Origin of the sequence: Amycolatopsis circi (assembly GCF_003385235.1) — a bacterium.
In the GTDB taxonomy this organism is placed as follows: Bacteria; Actinomycetota; Actinomycetes; order Mycobacteriales; family Pseudonocardiaceae; genus Amycolatopsis; species Amycolatopsis circi.
Genome location: NZ_PQIA01000074.1, coordinates 32,021 through 46,092 on the forward strand (window position 1 = coordinate 32,021; position 14,072 = coordinate 46,092).

16 protein-coding genes are annotated in these 14,072 nt (G+C 68.9%); 7 read left to right on the forward strand and 9 right to left on the reverse strand.

All coding sequences use genetic code 11. The features are described from left to right. Positions 1 to 15: 15 nt before the first annotated feature. On the reverse strand, positions 16 to 243 hold the full coding sequence (locus D0D37_RS27665; RefSeq protein WP_116203536.1) for a DUF2530 domain-containing protein: 228 nt from the start codon (positions 241 to 243) through the stop codon (positions 16 to 18). A gap of 83 nt (positions 244 to 326) precedes the next feature. Here D0D37_RS27665 and D0D37_RS27670 point away from each other — a divergent pair, with 83 nt between their 5' ends. The 3 genes from D0D37_RS27670 (at position 327) to D0D37_RS27680 (ending at position 3,691) form a co-directional block, all read left to right on the forward strand. Next, entirely contained in the window at positions 327 to 1,790 is a 1,464-nt protein-coding gene (locus D0D37_RS27670; protein ID WP_116203523.1) for an NCS2 family permease, read from the forward strand. Positions 1,791 to 1,823: 33 nt separating this feature from the next. Next, entirely contained in the window at positions 1,824 to 2,255 is a 432-nt protein-coding gene (locus D0D37_RS27675) for a MarR family winged helix-turn-helix transcriptional regulator (RefSeq protein WP_009083883.1), read from the forward strand. A gap of 179 nt (positions 2,256 to 2,434) precedes the next feature. Then, the gene (locus D0D37_RS27680) at positions 2,435 to 3,691 is read left to right on the forward strand and encodes an MFS transporter (RefSeq protein ID WP_116203524.1); all 1,257 of its coding nucleotides are present in this window, start codon (positions 2,435 to 2,437) and stop codon (positions 3,689 to 3,691) included. Between the two features lie 249 nt (positions 3,692 to 3,940). Here D0D37_RS27680 and D0D37_RS27685 read toward each other — a convergent pair whose 3' ends face one another. From D0D37_RS27685 to D0D37_RS27705, 5 genes are all read right to left on the reverse strand, one after another. Then, a complete protein-coding gene (locus D0D37_RS27685) occupies positions 3,941 to 4,747 on the reverse strand; it encodes an arylamine N-acetyltransferase family protein (RefSeq protein WP_116203525.1) in 807 nt (268 codons plus the stop codon). Positions 4,748 to 4,842: 95 nt separating this feature from the next. Beyond that, a complete protein-coding gene (locus D0D37_RS27690) occupies positions 4,843 to 5,466 on the reverse strand; it encodes a superoxide dismutase (protein ID WP_116203526.1) in 624 nt (207 codons plus the stop codon). Positions 5,467 to 5,579: 113 nt separating this feature from the next. Further along, positions 5,580 to 6,254 (reverse strand): biliverdin-producing heme oxygenase, encoded by a 675-nt coding sequence (locus D0D37_RS27695; protein WP_116203527.1) that lies wholly within the window; start codon positions 6,252 to 6,254, stop codon positions 5,580 to 5,582. A gap of 78 nt (positions 6,255 to 6,332) precedes the next feature. After that, positions 6,333 to 6,935, reverse strand: a complete 603-nt coding sequence (locus D0D37_RS27700; RefSeq protein WP_116203537.1) for a TetR/AcrR family transcriptional regulator — start codon at positions 6,933 to 6,935, stop codon at positions 6,333 to 6,335. A gap of 51 nt (positions 6,936 to 6,986) precedes the next feature. Next, a complete protein-coding gene (locus D0D37_RS27705; protein ID WP_116203528.1) occupies positions 6,987 to 8,483 on the reverse strand; it encodes a glutamate-cysteine ligase family protein in 1,497 nt (498 codons plus the stop codon). A 217-nt stretch (positions 8,484 to 8,700) separates the two neighbouring features. On the opposite strand from D0D37_RS27705, the gene D0D37_RS27710 reads away from it, so the two are divergent. Genes D0D37_RS27710 through D0D37_RS27720 form a run of 3 tightly spaced genes read left to right on the forward strand, consistent with a single transcriptional unit; the run spans position 8,701 to position 10,571 of the window. Next, on the forward strand, positions 8,701 to 9,522 hold the full coding sequence (locus D0D37_RS27710) for a TrmH family RNA methyltransferase (protein ID WP_116203529.1): 822 nt from the start codon (positions 8,701 to 8,703) through the stop codon (positions 9,520 to 9,522). Between the two features lie 32 nt (positions 9,523 to 9,554). Further along, entirely contained in the window at positions 9,555 to 10,145 is a 591-nt protein-coding gene (locus D0D37_RS27715; protein ID WP_116203530.1) for a DUF2537 domain-containing protein, read from the forward strand. Positions 10,146 to 10,163: 18 nt separating this feature from the next. Continuing rightward, entirely contained in the window at positions 10,164 to 10,571 is a 408-nt protein-coding gene (locus tag D0D37_RS27720; protein ID WP_244223691.1) for an MmcQ/YjbR family DNA-binding protein, read from the forward strand. 126 nt (positions 10,572 to 10,697) lie between these two features. Here D0D37_RS27720 and sepH read toward each other — a convergent pair whose 3' ends face one another. Both sepH and serC read right to left on the reverse strand, forming a co-directional pair. Then, positions 10,698 to 11,534 carry a septation protein SepH gene (sepH, locus tag D0D37_RS27725; protein ID WP_116203531.1) on the reverse strand — a complete coding sequence of 279 codons (837 nt, stop codon included), beginning with the start codon at positions 11,532 to 11,534 and terminating at the stop codon, positions 10,698 to 10,700. 249 nt (positions 11,535 to 11,783) lie between these two features. Then, complete coding sequence (gene serC / locus D0D37_RS27730; protein ID WP_116203532.1) at positions 11,784 to 12,908, reverse strand: phosphoserine transaminase; 1,125 nt, start codon at positions 12,906 to 12,908, stop codon at positions 11,784 to 11,786. A gap of 560 nt (positions 12,909 to 13,468) precedes the next feature. Between serC and D0D37_RS27735 the strand changes: the two genes are divergently transcribed. Continuing rightward, entirely contained in the window at positions 13,469 to 13,825 is a 357-nt protein-coding gene (locus D0D37_RS27735; protein ID WP_162834501.1) for a hypothetical protein, read from the forward strand. On the opposite strand, the gene D0D37_RS27740 is transcribed toward D0D37_RS27735, so the two are convergent. Next, positions 13,758 to 14,072: DUF7586 domain-containing protein (locus D0D37_RS27740; protein WP_425266974.1), on the reverse strand; the 315-nt coding region annotated here is incomplete at its 5' end. The genes D0D37_RS27735 and D0D37_RS27740 overlap by 68 nt on opposite strands.

A 14,072-nucleotide genomic window follows, 5' to 3' on the forward strand; every position in this document is an offset into this window, starting at 1 on the left:
CAGCACTCACGAGCCCTAAAGCCGCTGCGCCGACTTCGACCCGCGCCGAGCCGCCGCGCGCTGCCAAAAAATGATCCCGAACCCGATGCCCCCCAGCAGAATCCCCGCGACACAAGTCTGCACCCACACGCCCCCGCTGGTGAAGAAGAGCACCACGAGCGCGACAAGCCAGAGCGCAGTACCTACGATCACCACCGGCGTCAGGTCGGTGAGCCGCTTCGGCAGGTCCGGCGTGTGCCGCAAGGCAGCCGGAGCGTCCGGTGCACTGGTCGGTTCGTCCACGGTGCCGAGCTTACCCGGGACGAAACAGCGAGACAGGCGGGGAAATGGCGGAGCAGCGCGAACGGGCCGGGTCCACTCTGGACCGCTTCTTCCGGATCAGCGAACGCGGGTCGAGCACCGGGCGGGAGATCCGCGGCGGCGTGGTCACGTTCGTGACGATGGCCTACATCGTGGTCCTCAACCCGCTGATCATCGGCAGTTTCGCGGCGGACACCCCGTCCGCGCACAAGGACGTGCTCGGCCACATCCTCCCGGTGCCGCAGGTCGCGGCGGTGACCGCGCTGGTCGCCGGCGTGCTGACGATCCTGATGGGCCTCGTCGCGAACTATCCGTTCGGCATCGCCACCGGGCTCGGCATCAACAGCCTGCTCGCGGTCACCATCGCGCCGCAGATGAGCTGGCCGGAGGCGATGGGCCTGGTGGTCATCGAGGGCGTGATCATCGTCCTGCTCGTGCTCACCGGCTTCCGCACCGCGGTGTTCCGCGCCGTCCCGCCCGCGCTCAAATCGGCGATCGCGGTCGGCATCGGGCTGTTCATCTGCCTGATCGGCCTGGTCGACGCCGGGTTCGTGCGCCGGCTGCCGGACGCCGCGCACACCACGGTGCCGGTCGGGCTCGGCATCGGCGGTTCCATCGCCTCGTGGCCGACCGCGGTGTTCGTCGTCGGGCTGCTGCTCACCGCGGTTCTCGTCGCCAAGCGCGTCAAGGGCGCGATCCTGATCGGCGTGCTCGGTTCGACCGTGCTGGCGATCGTGGTCGAGGCGATCGTGAAGGCCGGGCCGTCGAACGGCACCGACCCGAAGGGCTGGAACCTCGGCTACCCGGCGCTGCCGAGCAAGGTCATCGGCCTCCCGGACCTGTCGCTGGTCGGCGACGTGTCGTTCGGCGCGTGGACCCGGCTGCCGATCATCACCGTGGTCCTGCTCGTCTTCACCCTCGTCCTCGCCGACTTCTTCGACGCCATGGGCACGATGACCGGCCTCGGCAAGGAAGCGGGACTGGTCGGCAAGGACGGCCAGCTGCCGAACGTCGGCAAGGCGCTGTTCGTCGAGGGTCTCGCGGGCGCGGCCGGCGGGTTCGGCTCGGCCAGCTCGAACACGGTCTTCGTGGAATCCGCGTCCGGCATCGCGGAGGGCGCGCGGACGGGTCTGGCGAACGTCGTGACCGGCCTGTTGTTCATCGCCGCGATGTTCCTGACCCCGCTGTATCAGGTGGTTCCGGTCGAGGCGGCCGCTCCGGCGCTGGTCGTGGTCGGCGCGCTGATGATGGCGCAGGTCCGCGACATCGACTTCACCGATTTCAAGATCGCGCTGCCCGCGTTCCTGACCATCGTCGTCATGCCGTTCACCTACTCGATCGCCAACGGCATCGGCGCCGGATTCGTCAGCTACGTCGTGATCCAGGCGGTCACCGGCAAGGCCCGGAAGATCCACCCGCTGATGTGGGTGATCGCGGTGGCGTTCGTCGCGTACTTCGCCGTCGGGCCGATCGAGGCCGCACTCAGCTGACCGGCGGCGCAAGTCGTGAGGTATGCTAACTATATGTCCGGCGACCCGCACGAGCGTTCCTTGGCGAGCCGCTTGCGTCTCGCGGTGGTGCGGCTCAACCGCAGGCTCCGGGCACAGCGGGTGGCTGACGACGTGTCGCTCACGCAGATCGCGGCGTTGTCCACCCTGCACAAGTGCGGCCCGCTGACCCCAGGTCAGCTCGCCGCGAAGGAAGGCGTCCAGCCGCCCTCGATGACGAGGGTCATCGCCGCGCTCGAGGAGATGGGATTCGTCGAGCGCAGGCCGCACCCGACCGACGGCCGCCAGGCCATCGTCGAGCTGTCCGACGACGGGCTCGCGTTCGTGCGCAAGGCCATCTCGGTGCGAGAGGCGTGGCTGGACCGGCAATTGGCCGAACTCGGCGAGGAAGAGCTGGAAGTGCTCTCCCGGGCCGCGGAGATCATCGACAGGATGGCGGGGAACTAGCACAGGTGACGACCACGGGTAGCGAAACAGGATGTCCGGCCCAATCCACTGCTACCCGGGACACGGCACCGCCGCCGTCCGGTTCCGCTCCGCCCGGCCCCCGTTCCGCCCCGGCCGGGAAATCGTCTTCCGCCGCTGAGACCACCGCGGAATCGCCAGAAACCAAGACCCGCCGCACGATGTTTTCGTCGCTGCGCGTGCGGAACTACCGGCTGTTCTTCAGCGGCCAGGTCATCTCGAACATCGGCACCTGGATGCAGCGCATCGCCCAGGACTGGCTGGTGTTCACGCTGTCCGGGAACAACCCGGTCGCGCTCGGCGTCGCGGTCGCGCTGCAGTTCATTCCGACGCTGCTGCTGTCGCTGTGGGCGGGCGTGCTCGCCGACCGCGTCGACAAGCGCAAGCTGCTGATGATCATCCAGTCGGTGAACTGCCTCCAGGCCGTGCTGCTCGGCGTGCTCGACCTGACCGGCGTCGCCCAGCTGTGGCACGTCTACCTGCTGTGCGTGATGCTCGGGACGACCTCGGCGATCGAGGTGCCGACCCGGCAGTCGTTCGTCGCCGAGATGGTCGGCCGCGACCAGGTGGCCAACGCGGTCGCGCTGAACTCGTCGATCTTCAACATGGCCCGCATCGTCGGACCGGCCATCGCCGGGTTCGCGATCACCTGGGTCGGCACCGGCTGGCTGTTCATCGCGAACGCGGCGAGCACGCTCGCGGTGATCACCGGGGTCGCGCTGATGAACCCGGCGAAACTGTTCCGCGGCCCGGCGATCCCGCGCGCCAAGGGCCAGCTGATGGAGGGCCTGCGCTACGTGCGCGGACGGCCGGACCTGGTGACCGTCATGGTGCTGATGTTCTTCGTCAGCACGTTCGGCATCACCTACTTCACGTCGCTGCCGATCGTCGCCGCGAACGTCTTCCACACCCAAGCCGACGGGTACGGCCTGCTGTCGACGCTCGTCGCGGTCGGCACCTTCACCGGCGCGCTGGCGTCCGCTCGGCGTGGAGTGAAGAGCCAGCCACGGGTGCGGTTGATGCTGGTGTCGGCGGCGCTGCTCGGGGCGTTCGAATTCCTCACCGCGTTCATGCCGACCTACCTGGCGTTCGGGATCGGGCTGATCCCGCTCGGCTTCGCCACGATCACCTTCCTGAACACGGCGAACGCGCTGGTGCAGACGTCGGTGTCGCCGGAGATGCGCGGCCGCGTGATGGGCATCTACGTGCTGGTGCTGATCGGCGGCAACCCGATCGGCGGGCCGATGACCGGCTGGATGGCCGACGCGTTCGGCGGCCGGTCGCCGTTCTACATCGGCGGCGCGATCTCGGTGGTCGCGGCGGTGGTGTGCGCGGTGGTGCTGATCCGGCGGGGCGGCGTCCGGATGCCTCGACGGCTGGGCAACGGCCTGCGGATCCTGTCCCGGGAACGGGTCTGACCTGCGGTAATGGCTGTCGGGCGCGGCGGAGACCGCCGAAAGTTGTCACTCTGGCGGGTGAGACTGAGGTCTCCGCCGGGACGACCTTGCTTCCGCTGATGAGGTTAGGCTAACCTCATGCATGTCCGCTTCGTGGTGGGAGCGGCAGTCAGTTCGGGAACGGACAGAGCCCCGCAACCTGGGAACCCCAGGAGGCGGGGCTCTGTTCATGGTGTGAGTGGCTAGACCGGTTCTAACCGGCTTGAACACTCACGACGTCGCCAACGCATCGCCGGAGGCCCCCAGCGGATGCTCACCCGGCCGCACTGGCAACCGGCGCAGCCGCAGGCCGAAGTACACGTGATACGCCAACCGCACGGCCTCGTCGTTCGGCAGCAGCACCTCGTGCCGCACGCCGTCCACCGTCTCGATCAGCCGGTCTCCGGACAGTGTCACCCGGCCTTGGGCGGTCGGGCGGGAGCAGGTCAGGGTCTGCGTGAAGTGCGATTGCGGGGACGTCGACTGCCACCACGCCATCGGCGCGAAGTCCGAGAGCTGCCGTGGGCGGCGCTCCAGGCGGTACTCGGGCTTGCCGTCGCGCAGGACGTCCACGTCGCCGTACGGAGCGTCCAGAAGGAGGTATTCGCCCTCCGGGTCGCTCTGCGGCTCGACTGCGGACAGCGCCAGCGGTTGCCTGCTGAACTTGCCGAAGCCGACGTCGACGAGGTACTGCTCGTCGTCGAGTTGGACGAGGATCGCGGCGTGGTCGAGCGGCGGGCCGGGCACTCCGGCGTCGTTGAAGACGCGAGCCGCGTGCAGCGTCGCGGCGAAGCCCAGCTCTCGCAGCAGGGCGACGAAAAGACCGTTCAGCTCGTAGCAGAATCCGCCTCGACGGCGGCGCACGAGCTTGTCGAAGAGTGCTTCTTCGGTGAGTTCGACGGGTTCCCCGAGGTGCACGCTCAGGTTCTCGAACGGGACGTGCATCAGGTGACGTTCCTGCAGTTGGCGCAGCGCGGCCAGGTCTGCCGCCGGAGGCACCGGCAGGTCCAGGCGAGCGAGGTAGGCGTCGACGTCCATGGGTTCCACTCTCACACCTCCAGTGCACTCCAGGTCAAGCGAAATAACCGGGGGCCCGGCCGTCTCCCGGCCGGGCCCCAGGGGCGCCGCGTGCCTCAGCTGAGCAGCAGGCCGTTGCCGCCGGCGACGGCGTTGTCGAAGCGCTTGGAGATCTCGGCCCAGTTGAAGATGTTCCACAGGGCGTTGACGTAGTCCGGCTTCACGTTCTTGTAGTCCAGGTAGAACGCGTGCTCCCACACGTCGACCAGCAGGATCGGCACGGTCGGCAGGATCAGGTTGTTGTGGTGATCGCGCAGCTGCTGGGTGATCAGCGTCTTGCCGATCGGGTCCCACGAGAGCGCGCCCCACCCGTTGCCCTGGATCGTCGTCGACACCGCGGTGAACTGCGCCTTGAACTTGTCGAAGGAGCCGAACGCCTCGTCGATCGCCGCGGCCAGCTCGCCGGTCGGCTTGTCCCCGCCTTCCGGCGAGAGGATCTTCCACCACACGACGTGGTTGGCGTGCCCGGCCAGGTTGAACGCCAGCGTCGTCTCCAAGCCCACGATCGACCCGAAGTCGTTCGCTTCGCGGGCGGCGGCGAGCTTGTCCAGCGTGTCGTTCGCGCCCTTGACGTAGGTCGCGTGGTGCTTGCTGTGGTGCAGCTCGTTGATCTCGCCCGAAATGTACGGAGCGAGGGCACCGTAGTCGTAATCGAGTTCGGGCAGCTCGTACCGGGCCATGGGCCCTCCTTTGATCGACGCGCGGTTTTTCTAGGCGGCTTCCCGTGCGGGAGCCTTCTGAAACCGAGCCTCGTACTTCAAGCTAGGTGGAGGTCAACTCGCTGTGACCCGGGTCATGCCGCCGGGTCGCGGTACCGCGCGAGGTCGCCGGCCAGTTCGTCGAACACCGCCACGTTGTGCTCGAACGCGACCACGGATTCGTCGATCACCCGGGCGCGGTCGTCCTCGCTCCACGGCGCCTCGTCGAGCTTCGCGCGGTAGCGGTCGCGGAACGCGGGGGCGCTGCCGATCTCGTCGAAGCGGTAGAAGAGGGTGCCCGCCTCGGCGAGGTCGAACTTCTTCTCCAGCAGCCGCCGGATGATCTGGCCGCCGGCGATGTCGCCGAGGTAGCGCGTGTAGTGGTGCGCCACGAATCCGCCGGACCAGCGCGACGCCTCGGCGATCCGCGCGGTGTAGGCCTCGGTGGCGGCGAGCGGCGCGATCTCGGTGCGCCAGCCGGGCCCGACCAGGCGGGCGAGGTCGCGTTCCAGCGCGGGCAGCCGGCGAAGCTCCTCGAACACGAACTGGCCGCCGACCGGATCGTCGGCCATCGCGTCGCCGGCGCGCTCGATCGCCTGGTAGATGAAGTAGTACTGGGTGGCCAGCGCGGCGTAGCCCGCCAGCGTCAGCTCGCCGCCGAGCAGCGCGTTCATGTACGTGGAGTGGTTGGCCTTGTCGTGGACTGTCCTCGTGGACGCGCGCAGCTGTCCGGAGAACGGGCTGGCTTCGAGGTCCGCGGTCACCGTCATCAAAGGCCTCCCGACGTCTTTCTGACAAGCTGTCAGAAAGAACTGTAGGGCACGACCACGACTTAGGCTACCCTAAAATCAGCCGTTTTCACTCGAACCGACCGCCCGCCGGACGAACCGCACGGCGGCTTCAATGGCGTCTTCCAGCTGGTCAGCGGGTACATCGATCACTTGCCGGCTGCCGAGCGCGGCGGTGATCATCGGGACCACCACTTCGAGGTCTTGCGCGGGCCAGCTGCCCGCGTCGACTCCGGCGAGCAGCACCGAGCGCAGCTGTTCGATGATCGGGTCGGCGTGCGCGCTGATCCGCTGATACGCCGCGGGCGCGAGCGCGGACTCCAGCGCGGTGCCCGGCGGAAGGTGGTGTTCGGCCAGCACGCGCAGCTGCAGCCGGACGAACGTGGCGAGCTGGGCGACCGGGTCCGGTTCGGCGTCCACCGCCGCGCGCAGCCGCTCGACGTACCGCGCGGCCTCGTCCTCCACGAACGCGACGAGCAGGCTTTCCTTGTCCGGGAAATGGTTGTACATCGCGGTGCGGCCGAGCCCGGCCTCCGCGGCGACGCCGGCGAGCGTGATCGCGTCGAATCCGCGCTCGTACAGCTGCGCACGGACGACGTCGAACACCCGTGACCGCACTTCGCGGCGGTGCGCTTCGAGCGAACCGCCCAGCACCTTCGGCACGCGCGCCACCCCTTCCCGTGCGAAACACTCTAGGGGACCGCGCGAAACGGCTCAGGCGTCGAGCGTCCAGGTGTGCACCGGCTCGCCGGCTGCGGAGAGTTCCAGGTATCGCCGCAGCATCCAGCTGAGCGCGGTTTCGCGGTCGGCTCCGCGTTCGTGCGCGCGCAGCACGTAGTCCCGCTGCCAGGTCGCGCCGCTGCGGCGGGCGAGGCATCGGCGTTCGATGATGCCGAGGTAGCGCACCCGGGCCTCGTCGGAGACATCCGAGCGGCGCAGGCCTTCGTGCGCCAGCGGCAGCAGTACGCGCAACGCCAATTCGTCCGGCGGGATCCAGCCGATGCCGGGCCAGTACAGCTGCGCGTCGAAGCCCTTGCGCGCGCCCTCGTACAGGTTTTCTTCCGCTGCCTGGAACGACATCTGCGACCAGACCGGCCGGTCTTGCTCGGGCAGCGCGCGTTGCGCGCCGTAGAAAAACGCCGCGTTGGCCACCATGTCGGCGACCGTCGGGCCGGCGGGCAGCACGCGGTTTTCGATGCGCAGGTGCGGCAGGCCGTCGACGACGTCGTACACCGGCCGGTTCCATCGCCAAATGGTTCCGTTGTGCAGCCGCAGTTCGGAAAGCTTTGGCGCCTGCCCGGATTCCAGCGCTTCGATCGGGTCCTCGAGATCAGTCTCCGGCAGTAGACCCGGGAAATAGCGGACGTTTTCCTCGAACAGGTCGAAGATCGACGTGATCCACCGTTCGCCGAACCACACGCGCGGCCGGACGCCCTGGTTTTTCAGCTCTTCCGGCCGCGTGTCGGTGGCCTGCTGGAACAACGGGATCCGGGTTTCGTGCCACAACGCCTTGCCCAGCAGGAAAGGCGAGTTCGCGGCGAGCGCGGTCTGCACGCCGGCCAGGCATTGCGCGGCGTTCCAGTGCGCCGCGAATTCCTCCGGGGCTACCTGCAGGTGCAATTGGACTGAAGTACAAGCAGCCTCTGGGAGAATGGACTCCGCGTAGTGGCGCAGTCGTTCCGGCTGCGTGCCGGGCAGTGCCGGTCCGTCCATCGCGAGCGCGATCCGTTCGCCCCGCGCGGCGAAGATCTCGTCGTTCAGCGACGAATAGCGCGTTTTGTGGGAAAGCCACTTTTGGTCGAAGTGCTCGGATCCCAGCGTCGGCAGAATGCCGATCATGGCCACCGTCGAGCCGGTGTGCGCCGCGCTTTCCCCGGCTTTCGCGAGGTAGGAGTGCAGGTCTTCTTCCAGCCGCAGCGCGGAATCCCCGGCGAGCGGGCGCGGCGGCACGTTGAGTTCCAGGTTGTGCTGGCCGAGTTCGGTGGTGAAAGCGGCGTTGTCGAGCGCCTCCAGCACGACCGAGTTCGTCATCGACGGACGCAGTTGTCCGTCCACCAGGTTCAGCTCGACTTCGAGGCCGATGTTCTTGCGGGGAAAGGAAAAACTGCCGTCGGTGAGCATCCTCGCCAGGGTGTCCAGACATCGCTGGACCTTCCGGCGGTACCGTCCGCGATCGAGCCGGCCGGGGTGTGCCGATAGATCCGTACCCATGGTTCGACGCGCTCCTTGGCTGCTGTCCGCAGTGGTCTGGGCGGCTAGTACGCCAGGCAGACCACCGTCGCACAGCGGATGGCGATGGGCTAGCGGCCAAACTGGTGCTCTCCGTCACCGGGAGTTGACCCTGCGCGAAAATAGGCCATTTGCAGTAAATGGCATCCAGCGTTCGGACCAATCGGCGCGGGTTCGGGCGGGTGCGAGACTGTCCGATGTGGCTCAACTGATCTTCACCGAGGACCGGGCACATCCGGGTCTCGACGACTTCCGCGACCTGTCCACAGCGGACCGTCGCCCGGACCGCCCCGGCGGGCGCGGGCTGGTGATCGCCGAGGGAACCGTCGTGGTCGGACGGCTGCTCGCTTCGCGCTATCCGGTGCGAGCGCTGCTCGGCGTGGAGAGACGGCTGCGGGAACTGGAAAACGAACTCGCAGGCGTCGACGTGCCCGCGTACGTGACGTCGGCGGAGACGATGGCCGACGTCGTCGGTTTCCATCTCAATCGCGGCGTGCTCGCGGTCGCGGACCGCCCGGAACCGCCTGCGGTTTCTCAAATCGTGGACAGCGCACAGGTTTTGGCGGTGCTCGAAGGCGTCGGCGATCACGAAAACCTCGGTGCGCTGTTCCGCAACGCGGCCGCGTTCGGCGTCGGCGGGATATTGCTCGGTCCAGGTTGTTCGGATCCGTTTTACCGGCGCAGTGTGCGCGTTTCGATGGGACACGTGCTGCGCGTCCCGTTCGCGACGTTCGACAGCTGGCCCGGCGGCCTGGATGTGCTGCGGGCACGGGGTTTCACGGTGGCCGCGCTCACGCCGCGCGCGGATTCCGTGCCGCTGCGCGGATTGCGCGAAAAGGTGCCGGGCCCGATCGCGCTGCTGCTCGGTGCGGAAGGCCCCGGGCTGACCGACGAGGCGATCGAGGCCGCGGACGTCGCGGTCCGCGTGGAGATGGTGTCCGGCGTCGACTCGCTGAATGTCGCCACGGCCGCGGCGATCGCGTTCCACGAGGTCTCGGCGGGGGTCGCCCCACTAGAGTGACCCCCGGCACGTTTCTTGCGGGGAGGGGCACCATGGAGCTGCGGATCCGCGGCGAGCAGGCGGTGCTGGCCGGGCCGGGCGGCGAGCACGCGCGCGAGGTCGACCCGCGCCGGCTCGCGATCGGCGCCGACCTGGCGCAGGACCTGCACGAGTGGGCGCGCGTCGCGTCGGCGGTGGCGCGTTCCGAGTCCGACGCCGACGTCGCCGGTTCCGTCGTGTCGCAGCGCGGACGGCAGCTCGCCGCGCGACTGGCCGCGGTGATGGGCACCGAGGTGCGCTTCGTCGATCCGGTGACTGGGACGGAGACGGTCGTCGAGCCGCCGCCGCGGCCGGATCAGCCCGCGCGACCCCGGACTCCGGACGAGCCGACGCCCTGGCTCACCGGGCTCACTGTCTCGGCTTTCGCCGCTGTCGTGGTGATCGTGGCGATGCTCGCACTGGCCGGAACGCTCGCCCGCGAGACGAGCACGTGGCTGGCGCTGATCGCGTCGCTGGTGGTCACCGGTGGCGTCGCGCCGTCGCTGTGGCTGGGCCGGAAGGTGCCGATCCTGCGCTGGGCGGTGTACGGCGCGGGCGGCGGCTTGGTGCTCGCCTGGATCGGCGTGCTGGCCACGGTGTTCTGACTCGCGGATACTGACCCGATGGCTCCGTCTGATGAATCGTACGGCTCCGCCGTTCCGTTGAGGGCGGTGGTGGGGCGGCAGCTTGGGGAATTGCGCGCCCTTTGTCTCGCCCTGCCCGAAGCCACCGAACGGCTCAGCCATGGCGAGCCGACGTGGTTCGTTCGCGGGCGCAAGACGTTCGTGATGTTCGCCGACCGGCATCACGACGACCGGCTCGCGTTCTGGTGCCCCGCGCCGCCCGGCGTGCAGGAGGAACTGGTGCGCACCGAGCCGGACCGGTTCTTCCGGCCGCCCTACGTCGGAGTACACGGATGGCTCGGCGTGCGGCTCGACGTGGACGTCGACTGGACCGAAGTGGACCAGATCGTGCGCGAGGCCTACCGGCACGTCGCCCCGAAGAAACTGGCCGCCCTGCTCGACGCCTAACGCCAGCCTGCACCTGCCCGACGCGGAGTCCGTGAGGGGAACCCTGAGGGAATCAGAATCCCTCAGGGTTCCCCTCACGGACTTCTGCGGGAGCGCAGCGTTGCGGCGCGCTTGAAGCGGGCGAGGTCAGCCGCGCTGGGTGCGGACTCCGAGGAGTACGTCCTCCCAGGACGGGACGATCGGATGGCTCTTCTTCGCCTTCGTGCGCGGCTGCTCGGCTTCATCACCGTCGGACTCGCCCGGGACGCGCGGGATCTCGCGGGTCTCGTCGTCGCCTTCGTCGGGACCCTCGATGGCGCGCGGCTCCTCGACGGCGTCGAGCGTCGGCTGCACTACCGAATCGCGAGCCGGGGCCAGTGCACGCACGGTGCGCGGGGCGACGTACGAGTTCGGGTTCAGCAGGACTTCGGCGTTTTCGTCGAGCGCGTGCACCGTTCCGCCGTGCGCGCCGGGCGAGAACGACCAGTGCGCGCGGTTGTCGGAGCGGCCGGCTTTCCAGCGCAGCACGACGACCCATTTGCCGTCGTCGCCGCGCCAGGCGTCCCAGGTTGCCTGGTTGTAGTCGTGGCCGCGGACGCCGAAGGCGTAGGCGATGACCTCGCCGAGCGTCTGGACGTCGGGCCCGTCCTCGCGGACCGGGTGCGCCGACTGCGCGAGTTCCGCCGTGCGGGACCGTTCGAGCAGCACCGGATAAGCGAATCGCTCCACCCGCTGCGTCGAGACGCCCGCGCTGCTCGCGACCTGCTCGACGGACTCGCCCGCGCGGATTCGCGCCTGGATCTCGCGTGGCCGCATCTGGCTCTCCAACTCGATCTCGATCTGGCCCAGCCGGGCTATGTCCCCCCTCGCCGCCGCACGCAGTCTCTCGTCGGCCGGGAGCAGGAAGCGGGTACGGCTCGCCGGGTCCTCCAGCACGAGGGACTTCCCGTCCTCGTGCAGCCCGACCACCCGCAACGCCCGCATTTCTCGCCTCCCCGGTGTTCACCTTTGTGGGTGCCCACGTTAGAACGGCGCGTCGGCTTGACGTGCGAGGCGCGCCGACGCCTCACCCATCCGAACTCAATCCGACGACACTTTCCCGGCCATTTTCGCGGCGGCGTTGACCCGTCGCCGCCGTGACACGCCGACCACGGTCTGTCACGAACGAGTGGTCGTCAACGCGAACCGCCCCGCGAGCCGGGCGGCAGGCGGGGCGGTTTGGGCGTTTTTCGTTCAGCCGAGCCGTTCCACGACGTATTCGATGCTCTGGGTGAGCTTCGTGACATCGTCCGGGTCGATCGCCGGGAACAGGCCGACGCGCAGCTGGTTGCGGCCCAGCTTCCGGTACGGCTCGGTGTCGACGATCCCGTTGGCGCGCAACACCTTCGCCACCGCGGCGGCGTCGACCTCGTCGGCGAAGTCGACCGTGCCGACGACCTGCGAGCGCAGGTCCGGGTTCGCCACGAACGGCGTGGTGTACGAGGTCTTCTCGGCCCAATCGTAGAGCCGGGTCGAGGATTCCTTGGTGCGCGAGGTGGTCCAGTCGAGGCCGCCCTGGCCGTTCATCCACTCGATCTGCTCGGCGAGCAGGAAAAGCGTGGAGACGGCGGGGGTGTTGTAGGTCTGGTCCTTGCGCGAGTTGTCGAGCGCCGTGGTGAGCGACAGGAACTCGGGGATCCAGCGGTCGCCGCCGCCGATCTCGCCGATCCGCTCGATCGCGGCGGGCGAGGCGAGCGCGATCCACAGCCCGCCGTCGGACGCGAACGACTTCTGCGGTGCGAAGTAGTAGACGTCGAAGTCCTCGGCCTTGACCGGAAGACCGCCGGCGCCGGACGTCGCGTCGATCGCGACCAGCGCGCCGTCACTGCCCGCCGGACGCTGCACCGGCACCGCGACGCCGGTGGAGGTTTCGTTGTGCGCCCAGCCGACGAGGTCCGCGCCCTGCTGGTAGGCGATTTCCGGCGCGCTGCCCGGGTCGGCCTTCACCACGATCGACTCGCCGAGGAACGGGGCCTTGTTCGTGACGGTCGCGAACTTCGAGGAGAACTCGCCGTAGGTGAAGTGCTGGGCGCGCTCGCGCACGAGGCCGAACGCGGCGGCGTCCCAGAACGCGGTCGTCCCGCCGTTGCCGAGGATGACCTCGTACCCGTCCGGGAGGGAGAACAGCTCGGACAGCCCGGCGCGCACCCGCCCGACGAGCGACTTGACCGGCTTCTGCCGGTGCGAGGTGCCGAGGTAGGTGGAACCGGACCGGGCGAGGGCGGCGAGCTGCTCTTCGCGGACCTTCGAGGGTCCGCAGCCGAAGCGGCCGTCGGCCGGCTTGAGGTCTGCTGGGATCGTCAACTCAGCGTCGGTCATGTGCTTAGTCTCTCAGGTCGGGACAACGCAGGTAACGGCGGTTGGCGGGTGTCCGACATGTGGAATCGTGACGGAATCGCACGGTTGCCGGCCGTGCTGGGGCTGGTTTGCGCTCTTCGCCTTGACGGCGTTGGTGCACCCGAGGGGCTCGACTGCGCTGATCGTCCTCCTGGTAGCGACTTAGCGGCTGGTTTTCGTGCCGAGATGGCGGGAACGGTTCGCCCGGTGGGTGGACGCTGCTGCGCTGTTCGCTCTTTCCGCCGGGTTCGTCGTAGCCGGGTTCTTCATCGAACCGCCGGACGCGAGCGAGGTCGGCTCAGCCATTTCGCGGTCGTGCTCGCCGCCGCGTTTCTCGCCGGGTCGCTGTGATGGTGGCCGCGGGGCAGGGCACGGCCGAAGGGACCAGCGCGCGAGGTCCGCGTCGTGCTCGACGGGATACCGCTCAGTGGGATTCCGGCTAGGAGCCGCCGAGCCTGTCCACACTCGTCCCCGGTTGTGGAGTAGTCGGCCTCTGCACGCTCTAAGTGCCGGTTTCGTCGGGTAGCGCCGGTAGAATGGGCATGGGCAGCCCCCCAGGGCAGGGCGGGGGTGGGCTCGGCCCGGTCCTCGGAAGCGCGAGCTGGCTCGTGCTCGAACCCGGCTGGCCCGGGCGGTTCGGGAGCGAGCACTGCCCGCCGGAACTCGCCGCCGAGCTGATCGAGCATCGGCGGCTCTGGGTGTTCGGCACTCCGGAGATGGGCGAGGGCCTGCCCGGCCAGGGCTTCTACGTGAAGGCGTGGCTGTCCCCGGCGGGGCGAGAGCCCGGCCTGAACGCCGAGGAGACCGACGTCCAGGCCGAAGCTGTCTGGCTCAGCACCACCCGGTCTCGTCCAGCCCGCCCGGAATCGGCGCGGCCGGGTCGTACGGCGTGCGGCTGAAGATGAACGTGGCGAGGTTCAGGTGGTTCGCCGTCCCGTCCGCGTCGCGGCCGACGGTGAGCGTTTCGCCCGCGTAGTAGCCGTCCAGGCCGATCCAGGTGTCCGGTCCCTCGGGACGGAACCGCGACGCCCGTCCGCCGCCGACGGCCGGGTTCAGCGAGATCAGGCCGTCGCCCTGCACGCGCAGGAAGTACGGCGACGGGCCCCAGTGCCACAGGCCGGTCAGCGCGAGCAGCTCCGGGTCCAC

Bases quoted from the DNA above. Each gene is read 5' to 3' on its own strand.
- D0D37_RS27720 (WP_244223691.1), top strand. From the start codon at position 10,164: ATGGCTCCGTCTGATGAATCGTACGGCTCCGCCGTTCCGTTGAGGGCG.
- D0D37_RS27680 (WP_116203524.1), top strand. From the start codon at position 2,435: ATGTTTTCGTCGCTGCGCGTGCGGAACTACCGGCTGTTCTTCAGCGGC.
- serC (WP_116203532.1), bottom strand. From the start codon at position 12,908: ATGACCGACGCTGAGTTGACGATCCCAGCAGACCTCAAGCCGGCCGAC.
- D0D37_RS27685 (WP_116203525.1), bottom strand. From the start codon at position 4,747: ATGGACGTCGACGCCTACCTCGCTCGCCTGGACCTGCCGGTGCCTCCG.
- D0D37_RS27735 (WP_162834501.1), top strand. From the start codon at position 13,469: ATGGGCAGCCCCCCAGGGCAGGGCGGGGGTGGGCTCGGCCCGGTCCTC.
- D0D37_RS27715 (WP_116203530.1), top strand. From the start codon at position 9,555: ATGGAGCTGCGGATCCGCGGCGAGCAGGCGGTGCTGGCCGGGCCGGGC.
- sepH (WP_116203531.1), bottom strand. From the start codon at position 11,534: ATGCGGGCGTTGCGGGTGGTCGGGCTGCACGAGGACGGGAAGTCCCTC.
- D0D37_RS27695 (WP_116203527.1), bottom strand. From the start codon at position 6,254: ATGACGGTGACCGCGGACCTCGAAGCCAGCCCGTTCTCCGGACAGCTG.
- D0D37_RS27670 (WP_116203523.1), top strand. From the start codon at position 327: ATGGCGGAGCAGCGCGAACGGGCCGGGTCCACTCTGGACCGCTTCTTC.
- D0D37_RS27705 (WP_116203528.1), bottom strand. From the start codon at position 8,483: ATGGGTACGGATCTATCGGCACACCCCGGCCGGCTCGATCGCGGACGG.
- D0D37_RS27675 (WP_009083883.1), top strand. From the start codon at position 1,824: ATGTCCGGCGACCCGCACGAGCGTTCCTTGGCGAGCCGCTTGCGTCTC.
- D0D37_RS27690 (WP_116203526.1), bottom strand. From the start codon at position 5,466: ATGGCCCGGTACGAGCTGCCCGAACTCGATTACGACTACGGTGCCCTC.